Here is a 17323-nt window from a genome sequence, read left to right as displayed (position 1 = left end):
TGTCCCGGCCGTCAGCCTGTCGCGCGCTGCTGCCAGCCGCCGAAGGACTGCAGGGGATCGCCGTTCTCCAGGGCCCACGGGTACGCCGTCGCCAGGCCCCCGATCGCACGGAACACCTCGCCCGCCTCGCCGGCCCGCTTCGCCTGCACCAGCGCGTACGCCAGGAGGTTGAGGTCCGCGACGGCCGCCGCGTGGGTCAGATACCCGGGGCGGGGCCAGTCGGCCAGCGCGCGGTCCAGGGCCGCCACCGCGTTCGGACGGCTCCACAGATGGACGGCGGTGAGGGCTTCGAGGCCGCCCTGGTCGAGGGTGCCCTGGTAGAGGTCGATGAGGGCCGCCATCTCCAGGCCCGCCGTCGGGGCCGTGGGCGCCGCGCCCGCGCGTACCCGGTCCAGGAAGTCGACGGTCTGCGCGTGCGAGCCGCACTCCCACGGGGACAGATAGCCCAGCATCTGGAAGTGGGCCTCGCGGTGCCAGGGATCGCGTCGGACGATCTCCTCCCAGAGCGGGAAGACCTCCGCGCCCGGCCGGCGCCACAACCGCAGCAGACCGAGACGCACCACCCAGGGGGTGGGGTCCTCGGGCCGCAGCCCGACGGCATGTTCGCAGGCGTCGAGCGCCTCCCGGGTCTCCCCCGGGACCGGCTGCTCCTCGTACCGCGCCCGCAGCAGGACACCCCAGGCGAACAGCAGCTGCGCGTCCGGGTCCTGCGGCTGCTCCTCGGCCCAGGAACGCTGCAGGGCGGGTGACGCCGACTCCGCGAGGACGCTCAGGCGGTGGGCCCGGCGGTCCCAGTCCCGGCCGGTGTCGCGCAGCAACTGCTCGATCATGGCCACCGCGAGACTGCGGCCACCCGAACTCCCCCTCTCCACAAGACGCTTGCGCACCTTACCGAGGTCGGTGTCGTCGAGTTCGGGAGCGAGTCTGGTCGTGCTTCGCCGGCGACCGAGGAGAGCCATGCCCGGAGAGTAACGAATTTCGGTCGCACAGTGATGCTTTGAGATGGACGTATGTCGATCAGATATCCCGACCGGGGAGCGGGGGCCAGCACTTTATGCCCAACTCCCCTACATGGAGGGGCACTTCACCTTTTGTGCACGATCTCCACTCCCTATGATCGGAAAATGACGGAACCGACGCAGTCCGGCCCGTACGCGGGCCAGCCCGGCCCGTACCCGGGTCAGCCCGGCCCGTACCCGGGTCAGCCCGCCCCTCCGCCCCAGCCGACGGCGCCCGCACCCGGCTGGTCGGCCCCGCCCCCGCAGCAAGGGGCTCCCTATCCCTACGCGACCACGCCGCCCGCCGGCTACGGCAGACCGCCCGCCCCGCCGGGAGACCCGGCGGCGGCCTCCGACCGCGCCTCCGGCGCGCTGCTGATCCTCGGCGCCCTCCTCGCCATCGGCGGTTCCTTCGCCACGCTGGACAAGTCGGTCCAGTACCTCGGCGACGAAGAGAAGGGGGAGCCGGTCTACGAGAACGTCGCGAAGGCGTGGTCGTACTCCAGTTGGGAAGTGGGCGGAGAGACGACCGAGGTCACGCAGTTCTCCGGGGTCCCGCTGCTCCTCGGCGGCCTGCTGGCCATCGCCGCGGCCGTGCTCCTCCTGACCGGCCGCAGCCGCCGGCTCCCGCTGGGGCCCGCACTCGGCGTCGCGGGCGCGGTGCTGCTTCTCGGCACGACGCTCACGGTGCTGACGGACGCGTTCAACGACACCCAGTGGGACGGGGACGGCCGGACCACGACCTTCGGCCCCGGCTTCTATCTGCTGACCGTCGCCTCCCTGCTGGCACTCGGCGCGACCGTGACCACCGTCCTCGCCGGCCGCCGGCCCGCCGGCGCCTTCCCCGCACCGTCCGGGTTCCAGGCCGCACAGCCGCCACAGGTCCCACAGCCTCCGCAGCCCGCGCAGCCCTGGCCGGCCGCTCCCGGCGCACCCGCCGCCCAGCCGTACCCGTCGGCCCCGCCTCCGGCACCGCACCAGCCGCCGCAGCCGCCCGCCGACTGAGGCCCGGCGACTCGCCGCGCCGTCCCCGTCGCAGGGCCGATGCATGCGTCCTCTCCGCCCGGGTAGGCGTACAAACGCGCAGGCCACGGCGGCGGGGATCCGGAGCGCCGAAGATTTTCGCCGCGGGTGTCCCACGTCTCACACCAGACCTCCCAAGCCTGTGCTACCTTGACCTGAAGTGGCAGTTTTGGTTACCAGAGGCTTCTGAGTGCTCTTCGACCTTCCGTCGACGAGCACTCTTTGTTGTTTCCGGGGCTTTCCGGGACTTTTCAAATCTTCCCGTCGGGTCTAAACCGTTGCTGCGACACCGGGTCCGCAAAGTGCGGACCCCGGGCTTGGCATCAAGGGAGTTTCAGCATGGCATCCGGCACCGTGAAGTGGTTCAACTCGGAAAAGGGCTTCGGCTTCATCGAGCAGGAGGGTGGCGGCCCGGACGTCTTCGCCCACTACTCGAACATCGCCACCTCCGGCTTCCGTGAGCTTCAGGAAGGCCAGAAGGTGACCTTCGACGTCACGCAGGGCCAGAAGGGCCCCCAGGCCGAGAACATCGTTCCCGCCTGACTCTGACGCGAACGCATGAGCCGGGGCCCGCGCCCGAAAGGCGCGGGCCCCGGCTCGTGTGTGACCGGCGTCGCCGCATCGAGGAAGGTCCCCATGAACCGCACGGCTCGTACGAACAGCAGCAGCTCCTCCCGCCCCCGTACGGAGAAGGGCTCTGCCGCCCGCACGGACAAGGGTTCCACCGGTGCGGGAGCCGCCCGGGGCAACCGCACCCGCGCACAGGGGACGGGAACAGGGACGGGGTCGGGCAACCCGAGCGCTCCTTCTCGTGCGGCCAGGAACGGCGCGGCCAAGAACGGCTCGCCGAAGAACGGTGCGGCCAAGGCCGGTGCGGCCAGGAACAGCTCTTCCCAGAACGGCCGGACCCGGCGCGGCGGCGGTCGGCCCCCCGTGGCCACCGGTGGGGAGTTCGCACTGCCGGTGACGGTCACACCCGCACTGCCCGCGGTCGAGGCTTTCGATGAACTGGAGCTTCCCGCGCGGCTGCTGGAGACCCTCCGCGCCGAAGGGGTGACCTCCCCCTTCCCCATCCAGGCCGCGACGCTGCCGAACTCGCTCGCCGGCCGGGATGTTCTGGGCCGGGGGCGCACCGGGTCGGGCAAGACGCTCGCCTTCGGTCTCGCGATGCTGGCCCGTACGTCGGGACAGCGGGCCGAGCCCCGGCAGCCGCTGGCCCTCGTCCTCGTACCCACCCGGGAACTGGCCCAGCAGGTCACCGACGCCCTCACCCCCTACGCCCGCGCGCTGCGTCTGCGGCTCGCCACGGTGGTCGGCGGCATGTCCATCGGCCGTCAGGCGAGCGCCCTGCGCGGCGGCGCCGAGGTGGTCGTCGCGACACCCGGACGGCTCAAGGACCTCATAGACCGCGACGACTGCCGGCTGGACCGGGTCGCGATCACCGTGCTGGACGAGGCCGACCAGATGGCCGACATGGGCTTCATGCCGCAGGTGACCGCGCTGCTCGACCAGGTGCGTCCCGACGGCCAGCGGCTGCTGTTCTCGGCCACCCTCGACCGCAACGTCGACCGTCTGGTCCGCGACTACCTGCACGACCCCGTCGTCCACTCGGTCGACCCGTCCGCGGGCGCCGTCACCACGATGGACCACCACGTGCTGCACATCGAGGACGACGACAAGCACGCCACCACGACCGAGATCGCCGCCCGTGAGGGACGGGTGATCATGTTCCTGGACAGCAAGCACGCGACGGACCGGCTGGTCAAGAAGCTGCTGGCGGTCGGCGTGCGCGCCGCCGCGCTGCACGGCGGCAAGTCGCAGTCCCAGCGCAACCGGGCCCTGAGCCAGTTCAAGGACGGCGACGTGACGGCCCTGGTCGCCACGAACGTCGCGGCACGGGGCATCCACGTCGACGACCTCGACCTCGTCGTCAACGTCGACCCGCCCGGCGACCACAAGGACTACCTGCACCGGGGCGGCCGTACGGCCCGCGCCGGCGAGTCCGGCACGGTCGTCACGCTCGTCCTGCCGCACCAGCGCCGTGACGTGACCCGCCTGATGGCCGTCGCCGGCATCACCCCGACGACCACCAGGGTCCGTTCCGGGGACGCCGACCTGAACCGCATCACCGGCGCCCAGGCCCCCTCGGGCGTCCCGGTCGTCCTCGCCCCGCCCGTCACCGCACAGCCGGCCACCCGCCCGTCCTCCACGTCACGCGGCCGCCGCAGCCGGCCCGCCCAGGGCCGCCGCCGCGCCCCCGCGAAGGGCAACGGCCGCTGAGCGCGGCCGCGTAGACCTCGGCGCTCGGCGGCGCGGTGCCTCCGCCGCTGGACGCGGGAGGCGCGCCAGGCCGGGCAGCGGCCGGCGGCCGGGCCGATGGTCGGGGCCGCCGCGACCGTGTGACGGAGTGGATCACCGGTGTCCGGTCGCGGGCGACTGCGACCGCCACCACGGGCGCCACGCCCGGGAAAGCGCCGACCAGGCCGCCCAGCATGCCCGGGACGCCCGACTCCACCGGTGACCGCACCGTGCTGTGGCGGGCGCGCGCCCCCGCGACCGGCGTGGACCGACCTCCCCCGGTGTGTTCCAGGACGGCGACCAGCGTGGTGTCGGCGACATCCACGGAACCGATACCCACGGAACCGATGACCACGGAACCGATGACCAGGCAGATCGTGGCGAGCGGCTGGAAGAGCCCGGTGACGCCGTCGCCGGCCCGGCCGCGCAGCGATCCGGGGTCGGGCGGCGGTACGGCACTGACGTACTCAGGAACTCTGGAGGGGGCGGCAGCCGTTCACCGGGGGACGTGCGGAACGCACGCGGACGACCGGCACGACACGGGCTCAAGCCGAGGTGGCACGCATGGCGATGTGGGATCGGATCAAGGACCAGGCCAAGGGTCTGCAGCAGCAGGCGCAGGGGACGCGGGGCGGTACCGGACACGGTCGGCCCGGCGCGGGGCCCATGGGCTCCACCGGGTCCTCCGGCTCCGGGCGGTCCGGCGGCGGCTCGAAGGCCCAGCTGGTGAGCGCGCTCAAGTCCCAGCTCACCTCCCTCAAGACGGAGTTGAAGAGCGGGGCCTACCGGGACGCCAGCATGGCCATGTGCGCCCTGGTCGCCGCCGCCGACGGGAATGTGGACGAGCACGAGCGGGCGCACGTGGAGTCGCTGATCCTGAACAACGACGTCCTGCAGAACTTCCCGGCCGACCAGCTGCGGCAGCGCTTCAACAAGCACGTCGACCAGCTGTCCTTCAACTTCCAGCAGGGCAAGGCCGAGGCCATGCAGGAGATCGCCAAGGCCGCGAAGAAACCGACGGAGGCGCGGGCGGTCGTCCAGACCGGTTTCGTGGTGGCGGGCGCGGACGGGTACATCGCCCAGTCCGAGGAGCAGGTCCTGCGCGAGGCGTGTGCGGCCCTCGGCCTGTCCCCGCAGGAGTTCGGCCTCTGACAGGGCCGCTCGGACGCAGGGCGCGCCCCAGGGCGCGCTCTCTCGACGCGTACGACGTCCCGGACGAGACCTGGCACCCCGGCGTCGGCGTGACGGCCGCCGACGGGGCGCTCGGCCATCTGGCGGACCGTCTCACCCGGTGGCCGACGGACCTCGCCGGGTCGTCGCTCCGCGCGGACCCCCGGGCCATGTCACCGGAGCGATGCCCGGTCCGGGGGTCGGTCGGTGCGGGGACGGCGCAGGGACGGCGCGGATCGCGGAAGTCCGCGGGGCGGCACCTGGGCACGACGAGTGGGCGGGCGGCAGAGCGAAGTCACCGCACGTCACCCGGGCGAGTGTCGGGGTGAGTCGCTGTCCGTCGGCACGCGGACGCATGTCGCCGTGCCCCACGGACGCCGGCCGTCCCCACACCCGGCGTCCGTGAGTCTTGAGGGGGGTGCGCTACACCCAGCAGCCGTTGACCGTGGCCGCGAGGCCGTCCAGGGCGTCCTTGATGTCGGACGGCCCGGCGGTGGAGTCGTTCTCGATGAAGGAGAAGACCTTCCACTCGCCGTCCTGGGCCTTGGTGAGACCGCTCAGGGCGACGGCACCGGTCAGGGTGCCGGTCTTGGCCTTGACCTGGCCGACGGCGCACTTGGAGTCGGCGGTGTCGAAGCGGCCGAACTCCGGGCCCAGCGTGGCGCCCGCCTCACCCGAGACGGGCAGCCCGTCGATGATGTACTTCAGCGTCTGGGCGTGCCGGGGGTCGGCGGCCAGGTCGACGATGTCGGCGATGGTCCGCGCCGGGATACGGGTCGCGCGGGACAGGCCGCTGCCGTCGTACATCTCGAAGTTGTCGAGCGAGATGCCGTACCGGGTGAGGACGTCGCGGACGACGGCCGTGCCGTCCTCGAAGGTGGCGGAGCGGCCCGCGCCGAGCGCGGTGAGCCGCAGCAGCGACTCGGCGATGTCGTTGTCGCTGACCTTGAGCATCTGCTTGACGACCGTGGACAGCTTGTCGGACGTGTGCGAGGCGACGGGCACGTCTCCCTTGCCGACGACCCCGCGCGTGACCCCACCGTCGACCGTCACGCCACGCCCGGCCAGGAGCTTGGCGAAGACGCCGCCCGCGTCGAGGGAGGTGTCGTCGACGTTGTGGGAGTCGACGACCAGCGCGCGGACGGGGGCAATGGAGTCGGGGTAGTAGCCGGTGTTCCAGCCATTCGCGAGGGTCGGCTCGGGGAAGAGACTGTCGTCGATGCGGACCTTCACCGAGGTGAGCCCGGCGTTCTTCAGCCCGGCGACGGCGGTCTTGGCGAGCGCGTCGAGGTCGTCGGTCGTCAGGGTGCGGTCGCCACCGCCGACGAGGGTCAGCGTGCCGTCGCCGTACACGACCTTCGTGGTGAACCGGTGGTCCGGGCCGAGCACCGTCAGCGCGGCGGTGGAGGTCGCGAGCTTCGTGTTCGACGCGGCCATCAGCGCGGTGTCCGCGTTGTGACCCCACACCACCTTGTCGGACCCGGCGTCGATGACGACTCCACCCAGCTTGCTGCCGAGGCGCGCGTCCTGGCTGCGCGTGTTCAGGTTGTCCGCGATCTTCTGCTCGGCGGCGTCGAGTTCGGTGGCACCGGCCTTCACGGTCGCCTTGTCGGCGGCGAAGGCGGACGTCCCGGCCAGGATCGTGCCGGCGACGGGGGCGACCACGGCGATCACGGCCGCCCGGCGCAGCGCCGGGTTCGGAGCCTTGGCCTTGCGGTGCCGGCCGCTCGCGCGGAGGGCGGAGGACGGAGAGGAGGAGCTGGACATGGGGGCCTCGGTGGGGGGAGGTTCAGGAAGCTTCGAGGAAATGCGGGGAGCACGGAAACACGGAAACACGGAAACGCCAGAATCTTGAAAGCGAAAGTAACAGCATGAACTCCCGCTACCGATGGGTTCTTTGTGAAGACTTGACGCGTCGGCCTCCGTTTGTGACGGACGCCACGCCGTACGGGCTGACGGACCGACGGACGGGCGCGCCGCGCGGCCGGCACCGGAGGCGCTCGACGGTCCGGCATGCCGTTGTCAGTGGCGGGGGCTAGTCTCCGGACAACTGACCGTTCGCTCCGTTTGCTCTGCTTTCAGGAGGTTCTCGTGGTCTCGCGGCTCAACCCCTATCTCAGCTTCGACGGCGACGCCCGGCCGGCGCTGGAGTTCTACAAGGAGGTCTTCGGCGGCGATCTGACGCTGAACACCTTCGGCAGCTTCGGCCAACCCGACACCCCGGACTCCGACAAGATCATGCACGGCATGCGGGGCACCGTTAACGAGCGGCGAACCAAGTGACAAGTAGCTTTCTGTAGCCAACCTGACGGTCAGCTGCGGGTTCGGGGTCAGGATCAATCAAGCGGCGGATAACGGTCTCGGGGCTTCAGCAGGAGCCGAGAACGGGCATAGCTGTCAAGGAATCGACAGGGTGCGAGCGGACGTGTCTGAGCCCCCTGAATGCCTAGCCCCCGAACACAAAGGCCGTGCCCGGCCGCTCCGAGGAGGGGCCGGGCACGGGGTTGCCGAGGATCAGGAGGATGCCGTGGGGCTGGGATCCGCGGTGGCCTCGGCCGTGCGCTGCTGGACCCAGGCCTTCCCGATCTCCTTCGGGACGTTCGGCAGCAGACCGTCCTCCTTGGTGTACGCCAGCCCCTGCGAGTAGCCACCGCCGCCGCAGCCGTCGGACTGGTGGGCGAGCTTGACGTCCACGGAGTCGTCGATGAAGGGCTTGGCCGCGCCCGCGCGGGTGACGCGGAGGCGGACCGGGGCGGTGTCGGGGTCGACGTCGTCCGGCAGCCCGACGGTCACGTTCGCGATGCCCGTCTGCTCCAACTCGCCCTTGGCGCACTCACCGCGCGTACACAACTCGTAGGTGGCGCCCGCGAGATCGCCGTAGCCGTCCTGCACGACGTACACGCCGACCTGGGACACCACGTCGATCCCGGCGCAGGTTGACGAGTCGACACAGCCGGACAGACCCACGAGGAGGGCGGCGGCACCGCCTAGCACGCGGGCGTGCCGTGCCGTGGTCACCACTTCTTCACCCCTCCGGGAAGCGCCTTCTCCGCCAGGGAGATGTCAGTAAAGAATACGCGGCACTTACCGTCCCAGGAGTCGCTGCACTCGCCGTCGTCGGTGAGGGAGACGCATCCCGAGCCCGAAATGATGCCCTTCGCGTAGACATAGCCGTTGGACTTCACGGTGTAGACGGGGCCTCCGGAGTCCCCGCCGATGATGCACGCCCCGGAGTTCTTCTCTGCCACAGTCATGTTCTGGGCGACGTCTCCGTTGCCGTACTTCCACCGCTTCTTGGTCTCGGTGACCTTCCAGCCGCAGACCTCCGAGCTGCGGGCGCCTCCGGTGCAGAACTGCTCGGCCTTCTTGGAGCGGGTGGTCCACCGGTTCTCGACCCTGCGCAGTGTGGAGCCCTTCTTGTAGATGCGCGCGGAGACGTTGTACTTGTTCTCGTAGATGCGGATCAGCGACAGGTCCCCGGAGTAGTAGCTCTGGCCGGAGAGCTTGGCCGAGCCCTTGCCGTTCGTGTAGTTGTCGTAGTCGACGCTGCCGACGCTCATCGAGTTGTCAGGGGGGGTCTTGTCCCAGGTGTTCATCCAGCCGTCGAGGGTCGTGCAGTGCCCGGCGGTGACGATGTAGGGGTTGCCCTTGTAGGTCCAGGCGAACCCGGTGGTGCAGGCCGCGAACTTGTTGGCGGCCTCACCGGCCGGCCAGTGGGACTCGTAGCCGGCTCCGCCCTTGAACGGGTTCTTGTCGCTCCAGCGGTCCGCGGTCTCGTTGATCTCGGTGACGCCGGGGTTGACCCGGACGGTGATCATGTCGTTGCCGTACCGCTGTCCGAGCCGGTCCGCCAAACCGTCGTCCTCGGCCGCGATCTCGACGACGACCTTGTTGGTCTCGGCGTCGACCCGAGCGGAGGCGAGGGCGGTGGCGCCGGTGATGTCGTCCTCGTCGAGGTAGAGGATCTCGTCGGCGACGGAGTCGAGTTCGGCCTGGCTGTGCGCGACGACCTCGGTGACCGGGGTCACCGTCGCGTCGGTCGTGGCGACCGTGCCCGCGACGTCGTCCTCGGTCGTGGTGGTGCCGTCGGCGGCCTCGGCGGTATCCTCCGTGCTGCCGTCGCCCGTGCCCAGGTCGACCGGTACGTCGGTCAGGGAGATGGCGGCCGTGGCGTCGTCCTTGGCGTCGGTCTCGGCGACCGGGGCGACGATGTCGCCGGTGTCCTGGTCGAGGTAGGGCGGTGCGAGCGTGTCCGCGGACACCTCGGCGCGTTCCTCGGCCGCCTCCAGGGCGTAGGACTGGACCGTGGTCGGCTCGGTCATGCTGTCCAGGTCGGTGCCCTCCTCTGTGACGTCGACCCGCTTCAGCAGCACCTCGACCGCGTCCGACGGCGCCGGAGAGTTCGCCCCGGTGAAGACCGCCCGCAGCTGCAGCTCCCCGTCGTCGGCCAGCGCGTCGGTGTCCCAGGTCAGGTCTGGCGTGATTCCGTCCGTCATGGCGACCGGCCACGTCACCGCGGACGCGTCCGAGGCGAGGCTGACGGCCGAGACGGGAATGTCCGCCCAGGCGTCGCTGTCACCCCGCCGGTACTGGAAGGTCGCTCCCGTCAGATCAGCCGGCCCCGCCGCGGTGAGTGTGACCGAGTGCCCGGCCTCCTCCCCTGCCAGGGGAGCCGTGAGCCCGGCGCCGCCGACGTGGAAGGTGTAGGCGGTGGCGGCGGAGGTGTTGCCCGCCTTGTCGGTGGCGGTGACGGTGAGCTTGTGGCTGCCGTCGCTTGCCGGGGTCAGGTCGATCGCCTCGGCCGCCGCGGTCGCGGTGACCGTCGTGGCCGTTCCGCCGTCGAGCGCGTAGGTGAACGACTTCAGGCCCTTGTCGCCGGAACTCAGGGTGAACGTTCCGGTGTCGCCCGCGTCACCGGCCCATACTTCGTCGGGGAAGTCCGGCGAGGAGACCGTGGGGACGGCGGGTGCGGTGGTGTCGACGGTGAAGCGGTAGTGGGCCGTGGGTCCCCATGTCCCGGCGGCGTCGGCCGCGCGGACGTGTAGGTACCAGGTGCCCTCCGTGACCGTGCCGGCGTAGGACGCGGTGGTGGAGTCGGTGGTGGTGTTCGGGACCGTGTCCGATGCGGCGTCCAGGACGTAGCTGTACCCGGCCGCGGCGGCACTCGTCGCCCAGGTCGCCGTGAAGGCGGTCGTCTTGTAGGCGGCGGCCTGGTCCGGGTGTGTGGCCGAGCTGACGGTCGGCAGCAGCGCCAGGGTCGAGTCGACACCGAAGGAGTAATGAGCGGCGGACGCTGCCCAGTTGCCCGCCTTGTCCTTGGCCCGTACGTGCAGGTACCAGGTGCCGTCGGCGCTCACCGTGGTGGTGAGGGAAGCGGCTGTCTGGGTGGTCGAGCTGCTCGACGGCAGCGTCGAGGCATTCTGGTCCACGCTCACGGCGTACGCGGCCACGCCCGAAGTATCGGTCGGCGCGGTCCAGGTGAAGGAGGCCGTGCGACTCGCGTACGTGGACGTGCCGAGCGGGTGCGTGGACGAGGTGACCGTCGGGGCGCTCGGGGCGGTGGTGTCGACGTTGAACGGGAGGCTCTGGGTCGTCGACCACAGGCCCGCCTTATTGCGGGCGGCGGCGTGGACGTACCAGGTGCCGTCGGCCCGGTCGGCGGCGCTAACGGTGGTGGAGGTCTGGGTGACCGTGGTGCCGGCGCCGGTGGCCGGGGAGCGGTCGATCTTCACGGCGTAGCCGTCGATGCCGCTGGTGTCGTCGGCGGTGAGCGTGCCGGTGAAGTCGTCGGCGGCGTACCAGCCGGTGGACGAGGCGTGGCTGGTGCTGGTGATGCCGGGCGCGGCCGGTGCCGTCGGGTCGACGGTCAGGGTCCGCCAGGCCGACCAGGACTTGGACAGGTCGGTCGCGTCGTACGCCTTGACCCGCCACTTGTAGGTCCCGGCGGCGAGCGTGCCCGAGGTCCAGGTGCCCATCCGGCCGGAGAGCAGGTACTTGGAGTTGCCGGTGGTCTTCCGGGTCGTCAGGCCGCTGTCCCAGACCTCGAAGGTGTAGCGGAGCTGGTCGGCGTCGGCGTCGCTCGCCCTGGCCCACAGGGTGGGGGTGGCGTCGGGGGTGACGGCCGAGGCGGGCGGCAGGATCTGGGTGGCCGTGCTCGGGTACGAGTTGTAGGTGACGGTCAGGTGCGGCTCGACGGCAGAGTCGCTGGCGATGTAGTTCGCCGACCGGTAGCGGCGCCAGGTCAGCGAGTCCGTCTCGCTCGCCCCGCGCACCTGGATGCCGTAGTTGGTGGACCCGTCGGCCCAGTCCTGCACGATGTCGTCGATGTCGAAGTTGACCGTGCCGGCCGGGCAGTCGTCCGAGTAGCCCTTGGCGGCGGTGCTGGTGACCGCGCCCGTGGTGGTCGTCGACGGCTGCTCGTCCCAGGTGACGGTCGACGAGGACCAGGTGGAGGTGATCCGCCGGATCTGGGTGCCGGCGCCCGCGGTCGAGCAGGACGAGGACCAGTACGAGTAGAGCGACAGGTTGGTGTCGGTGATGTGCTTGTCAGCGAAGTCCGAGACGTCGAACTTCAGATACGAACGGGCCTTGGTGCCACCGGCGTCGTACGTTCCCGACTTCAGCTCTGTGGAGGAGACCTGCGAGTCGGTGTAGTTAGTGGCCACCCAAGTGTCCGTGGTCACCGCGAGGGTGGAGGTCGGATCAACCGTCACGGGGTAGGTGGCCTCGGCGAGGAAACCGGCGTCCGGGGTGAGGACCAGGGTCTGGCTGCCGTCGGCGGCGGTCTCGATGTCCGCGTCGACCCGGGCCTGGCGCTCCGGTTCGCCGGACAGCTCGTTCCGGCTGGAGTCCCACATCATCGGCGCGGGCGCCTCGGCGATCAGCGCGCCGGAGGGGTCCGTGAGCAGCAGATGCCCGGAGTCCGCCTCGGCGAGGGTGAGCCCGTCGAGCTCCAGGGGGATCCGGTACGACACCGGCTCGTCCGGCGCCCGGTCCAGCAGGACGTTCTGCGAGAACCCCTGGGGGAGCGCGGTGACTTCGAGTGTCTCGCCCGCGCCGAGGTCGTACGAGGCGGTGTCACCGTCCACGGTTGGGCTGGGCAGCTTCTCCGCCCAGCCGAGCCCGAAGGTCCTGCCGTCTTCGGAGACCGAGGCGAGGGCGGTGTCCCCGCCGTCGGAGACAGTGATGTCGGCGGCCGCGGTGTCGGGAGTGAGGGCGGTACCTGTGTCGGACAGTGAGGTGTCGAGCTCCTTCCATCGCCCGTCCTCCTTCACCCGCACCTGCGCGGCGAACGCCTCCGCCGTGAGGGTGCCGTCGGGGTTGGCGTACGTGGAGCCGGTCTCGGTACGGGCGGAGAGGATCTCGATACGACGGTCCTGTGCCTGTGCGAGCAGCCGTGCGGTCGCCTCGTCGTCGGCCTCCGCGGGGCCGAGATCGCGCTCCTCGACGGTCTCCGTGGCGGTGTCGGCCGTGGTCGTGGTGTCGTCGGCGACCGCCTGTCCCACGGCGGCGAACGCGCCACCGGTCAGGGCGAGGACGAGCAGGGCTGCGGTGGCTGTGTGGTGCCCGGGTCTGTGTCTGAATCCGGGTATGCGTGCGGTTCTGTGTCTCACCGGCAAAGTGTCACAGGCGTCCCTGAGCGTCTCACCGGGCCGTGAAGTGCCAACGCATCAGGTGTCTCTTGACCGACGGGCCAGGAACTTTCCCAGTTCCCACAGGAGCAGGAGCGCGAGGGCGGCCAGCAGCGCCCAGCCGAACTGCCGCGCGTTGATCTGGGTCGTTCCGAGGATGCGGCGGAAGCCGTCCATCTGGGTCACCAGGACCGCGAGTACGAACTGGGTCAGTGCCACCCAGTTCATCTGCCTGCTGTCGAAGGTGGACGTCGTCAGCACCGAGTCCGTCTCGCTGCGGCACTCGAACGCGGCCACGATCAGACAGAGGGCGAAGGCAGTGAACGCGATCGACCGACCGGTCTCGACACTGTCGAAGTGGGTCTGACCGAGCTTGATCAGTCCGAGCAGGACGACGGTGATCGCCAGCCCGCCGAGTCCGACCGTGACCAGTACGGGCCGGGTGAGCACGGACTCCCCTCGCGGACGCGGCCTGCGTCGCATGAGCCCGGGGCTCTCCCGGTCGAAACCGAGCGCGAAGCCGAAGGAGGCGTTGACGACGAAGTGGATCCACAGCACCTGCGGCGGGGTGAACGGCTCACCGGCGGCGATGTTGAAGACGGTGGCCCCGAGAAAGGTCAGCACGAAGGTGACGAGCAGGAGCAGGACGAACCGGATGTACTTGGTCAGGTTGTCGTAGATTCGCCGGCCCTGCTCCACGGCGTAGACGATGGTGGCGAAGCGGTCGTCGGAGAGGATCATGCGTCCGGCGTTCTTCGCCACATCCGTGCCGCTGCCCATGGCGATACCGATGTCGGCGGCTTTGATGGCAGGCGCGTCGTTGACACCGTCCCCGGTCATCGCCACGACATCGCCCTTCTTCTTGAGCGTGTCGGCGAGCAGTACTTTGTGCTCCGGTGCGACGCGGCCCACCACCCCGATGCCGTCGATGCGGGCGAGCTGCTCGTCCTCGCTCATGGCGGCGAAGTCGGCGCCGAGGACCGCGTCGCCGGGGATGCCGAGCTGCCGGGCGATCGCCGCGCCGGTGGTGACGTCGTCACCGGTCACCATGCGGACTCGGATGTGCCCCGCCTGCGCGCCGGCCACGGCTGCCTTGGCGTCTTCTCGGGGCGGATCGACCATGCCGACGAGGCTGGTCATCCGCAGCTCGGTGATGTAGGCGAGGAGGTCGCCGTCCGGATCGAAGCCGGCGGGGTCCAGATCACGGGTGGCCGCGGCCATCACCCGGCGTCCCTCGCCGCCCATCCGCTCGGTCTGCGCGTCGGCGCGCGCGTTCAGCTCGGCGTCCCACGGGATGGTCGCGCCGGCCGCGAGCGCGGTGGCGGCCCGCGCCGTCACTGCCGGGACCGCGCCTTTGACGAAGCACCGGACGATCTGCTGCCCGGAGGCGTCGACCGCTTGGTTGAAGGTGGCCATGAGCTTGTAGTCCGGGTCGAACGGCAGCGTGGCGAGCCGGGGAAGTCCCTCCCTGGTGGCGTCGATGTCCAGCCCGGCCTTGTGCGCGAGCACCAGCAGCGCGCCCTCGGTGGGATCGCCCACCACCTCGCCGTCCACCAGCTTCGCGTCGCTGGCCACCACGTACGGCAGGATCGCGTCTTCGATGCCTGCGGAGGCCCCCGCGGCATGGTGGATCTTCCCGTCGAGCCCGTAGCCGGTGCCCGAGACGGTGTACCGGTCGGTGGGACTCACGACTTCGACGGCGGTCATCTGGTTCATGGTCAGGGTGCCGGTCTTGTCCGAGTTGATCGCCGACGTGAACGCCAGGGTCTCGACGGACGGGAGTTCCTTGACGATGGCGTTCCGCTTCGCCAGGTTGAGGCTGCCGACGGAGAGGATCGCCTGGGTCACGGTCGGCAGGGCCTCGGGGATGGCGGCGATGGCCAGCGAGACCGCGCTGACGAACAGGACGTCCCAGGCCTGGTCCCGCCCGCGTCCCAGGGCGAACATCACGATCATGGTCAGAGCCGCCGCCCCGGTGATCCACAGCGTCAGGGTGTCGAGTTCCCTGGTGAGTGGCGGTACCTCTTTCTCGGTGGCCGACAGCATCCCGGAGATCTTGCCGACCTCAGTTGCGGCGCCGGTCGCGGTGACGACGAGCACGCCGCTGCCGTGGGTGACCGGGGTGTTCATGAAGGCCATGTTCGTCCGGTCGCCGGGGGCCGGCAGGGGGCCAGGGAGTGTGCCGGCGTTCTTCGCGGCCGGGACGCTCTCGCCGGTGAGTGCCGACTCGTCGATCTGCAGGGCACTGGCCTCGATGATGCGTCCGTCCGCCGCCACCTGGTCCCCGGCGGTGATGAGCACTATGTCGCCGACGACGAGCTGTTCGGCGGGGATCTCGGCCTCCGTGCCGTCCCTGCGTACCCGTGCCGTCGCCTTCATCATCGATTGCAGCGCGTTCATCGCGCTCTCGGCCTTGCCCTCCTGGCGCAGGCCCACGACCGCGTTCAGCAGGGTCAGGACGATCAGCAGGACCGCAGTGGTCCACTCCTTGATGAGCAGCGAGACGACCGCCGCGGCCACGAGGACGATCTGCATGTAACTGCGGTACTGCGCGAGGGACCGGCGCCAGGCCGCAGGCCGCTTCTCCTCGGGCAGCGAGTTCGGGCCGTGCGCGGTCAGCAGCTGCGTGGCCCGTGCCGCGGAGAGACCGACCGGCGGATCGACACCGAACGCCGCTACGACCTCCTCGGGAGCCTGTGCGTACCAGTCGTCACCCGAGGACGGAGGCTGTTCTCCCACGGAATGCGAACGCACCGTCATCGTTCTGCCTCCGATCCGTGGCCGTGGCCGCGGCTGCGTCCAGGCCGGTCGCGCGCCGCTCCGACAGGTCCTAGCCTCGCTTCCTCCTCGGCCGGTCTTTCCGCCCGGTGGCCCGCGCGGCTGATGGGTGCCGGTCGGCGTACGGATCGGCCGGTGCCCCGGCAGGGGCCTCCTGCTCCAGGTCCCGTTTGGTGACGAGCAGGTCCTTGCGTGCCTCTTCCCCGACGTCGGGGAACTGAGGATCGATGTCCATCAGGGTGTGCGCGAGGATCGCCGCCGCGCAGATCCGCCCGAACCACTTCCGGTCCGCCGGCACGACGTACCACGGCGCCCACTTCGTACTCGTGGCCGACAGCATCTCGGAGAACGCGTGCTGGTAGTCGTCCCACCGGCGCCGCTCGCGGACGTCGGCCGCGGAGAACTTCCAGTTCTTCTCCGGCCGGTCGATCCGCTTCAGGAAACGGGTGCGCTGCTCCTCCTTGGACAGGTTCAGGAAGATCTTCACCACCTTGAACCCGTTGTCCGTGAGGTAGTGCTCCCAGTGGTTGATCTCCCGGTAGCGCCGCTGCCATATGTCCGGCCCGCGCGTGTCGTCCGGCAGGCTCTGCCGGACCAGGTTCTCGGGGTGGACGCGCACGACGAGAACCTCCTCGTAGTGCGAGCGGTTGAAGATAGCGATCTCACCGCGCGTGGGCAGGCGCTGGGCGTAGCGCCACAGGTAGTCGTGGTCGAGTTCCTCGGCGGAGGGCACCTTGAAGCTGCTGACCCGTACGCCCTGAGGATTGACGCCGCTCATCACATGGCGGATCGTCCCGTCCTTGCCACCGGCATCAAGGGCCTGGAGGCACAGGAGTACGCCGTAGGTGTCCTGGGCGGCCAGCCGCTCCTGGTACTCGGCCAGCAGAGACACCCCGGTCCGCAGCAGCTCGATCCCCTCCCGCTTCTTCAGACCTGCCTTGTAGCGAGGATCGAAGTCCCGCTCCAGGCGCACCTTCGACCCCGGTTTCACCCGGAGTGGCGCGATGAAGTCCGCAATGCGTTCGGCTCTGTCGTCCGACATCACGATCAGTCCTTCTCCGGTCCGGGGTGAGCGCGGCGCGTCTCGGGGGCCGCGCTGCGGTCGACAGCCTGACCGGGAGCGGTGCGGCAGGCGGCACGGAGCACTCTCCGGGACCGGCGTTCGACCAGGATCGGGACGTAGGCTCTGACCCTGGCCTGGTGGAAGGAGTCATAAGCGGTCCTGACTGTGGCCTCGACGGTGACCGCGTCGACGGAGGGATAGACGGCCCTCAGCCGAGCCATCATGTTCCGGACGGACACCAGTTCGTCCTGCGAGCCGGGCGGCGGGGCGGTCGCAGGCCCTGCGGGACCGGTGCGCTTCACCGGCCCGGGGCGGCGGATCAAGCTCCCGACGGGGAGGCATCCACGGACGTCAGGAGTCTG

The 17323-nt window shown here is 70.4% G+C and carries 11 protein-coding genes and 1 pseudogene; 5 read left to right on the top strand and 7 right to left on the bottom strand.

The genetic code is table 11. The features are described 5' to 3' along the window. Positions 1-11: 11 nt before the first annotated feature. Complete coding sequence (locus OG858_RS24335; RefSeq protein ID WP_086752991.1) at positions 12-959, bottom strand: hypothetical protein; 948 nt, start codon at positions 957-959, stop codon at positions 12-14. Between the two features lie 165 nt (positions 960-1124). Between OG858_RS24335 and OG858_RS24330 the strand changes: the two genes are divergently transcribed. From OG858_RS24330 to OG858_RS24315, 4 genes are all read left to right on the top strand, one after another. Further along, a complete protein-coding gene (locus tag OG858_RS24330) occupies positions 1125-2003 on the top strand; it encodes a hypothetical protein (RefSeq protein WP_328544456.1) in 879 nt (292 codons plus the stop codon). Between the two features lie 357 nt (positions 2004-2360). Beyond that, entirely contained in the window at positions 2361-2564 is a 204-nt protein-coding gene (locus OG858_RS24325; RefSeq protein ID WP_005483357.1) for a cold-shock protein, read from the top strand. A 93-nt stretch (positions 2565-2657) separates the two neighbouring features. Beyond that, a complete protein-coding gene (locus OG858_RS24320; protein WP_086749132.1) occupies positions 2658-4301 on the top strand; it encodes a DEAD/DEAH box helicase in 1644 nt (547 codons plus the stop codon). 582 nt (positions 4302-4883) lie between these two features. After that, positions 4884-5471: a tellurite resistance TerB family protein gene (locus OG858_RS24315; RefSeq protein WP_037690444.1), complete on the top strand. Its 588-nt coding sequence runs from the start codon at positions 4884-4886 to the stop codon at positions 5469-5471. Between the two features lie 441 nt (positions 5472-5912). Here the strand turns inward: OG858_RS24315 and dacB are convergent, their stop codons facing one another. Next, positions 5913-7256, bottom strand: coding sequence for a D-alanyl-D-alanine carboxypeptidase/D-alanyl-D-alanine endopeptidase (gene dacB, locus OG858_RS24310; RefSeq protein WP_319068721.1), 1344 nt, complete (start codon positions 7254-7256; stop codon positions 5913-5915). Positions 7257-7580: 324 nt separating this feature from the next. Between dacB and OG858_RS24305 the strand changes: the two are divergent. Continuing rightward, positions 7581-7748: pseudogene (locus OG858_RS24305) on the top strand (VOC family protein); the annotation flags it as partial. Positions 7749-8003: 255 nt separating this feature from the next. Here OG858_RS24305 and OG858_RS24300 read toward each other — a convergent pair. The 5 genes from OG858_RS24300 to OG858_RS24280 all read right to left on the bottom strand — a co-directional run bounded on the left by OG858_RS24300 (position 8004) and on the right by OG858_RS24280 (position 17200). Then, entirely contained in the window at positions 8004-8507 is a 504-nt protein-coding gene (locus tag OG858_RS24300; RefSeq protein ID WP_143677168.1) for a hypothetical protein, read from the bottom strand. Next, entirely contained in the window at positions 8504-13102 is a 4599-nt protein-coding gene (locus OG858_RS24295) for a DNRLRE domain-containing protein (RefSeq protein ID WP_327724544.1), read from the bottom strand. Before OG858_RS24295 ends, OG858_RS24300 begins: the two co-directional genes overlap by 4 nt. A gap of 57 nt (positions 13103-13159) precedes the next feature. After that, entirely contained in the window at positions 13160-15880 is a 2721-nt protein-coding gene (locus tag OG858_RS24290; protein ID WP_327744444.1) for a cation-translocating P-type ATPase, read from the bottom strand. Positions 15881-15950: 70 nt separating this feature from the next. Then, the gene (locus OG858_RS24285) at positions 15951-16940 is read right to left on the bottom strand and encodes a polyphosphate kinase 2 family protein (RefSeq protein ID WP_086748154.1); all 990 of its coding nucleotides are present in this window, start codon (positions 16938-16940) and stop codon (positions 15951-15953) included. A gap of 5 nt (positions 16941-16945) precedes the next feature. After that, complete coding sequence (locus tag OG858_RS24280) at positions 16946-17200, bottom strand: three-helix bundle dimerization domain-containing protein (protein ID WP_086748150.1); 255 nt, start codon at positions 17198-17200, stop codon at positions 16946-16948. Positions 17201-17323: the final 123 nt, after the last annotated feature.

This window comes from Streptomyces europaeiscabiei, from assembly GCF_036346855.1.
In the GTDB taxonomy this organism is placed as follows: domain Bacteria; phylum Actinomycetota; class Actinomycetes; order Streptomycetales; family Streptomycetaceae; genus Streptomyces; species Streptomyces europaeiscabiei.
Note: the sequence above shows the minus strand (reverse complement) of the source record. Positions and strands in the feature narration are given on the sequence as shown.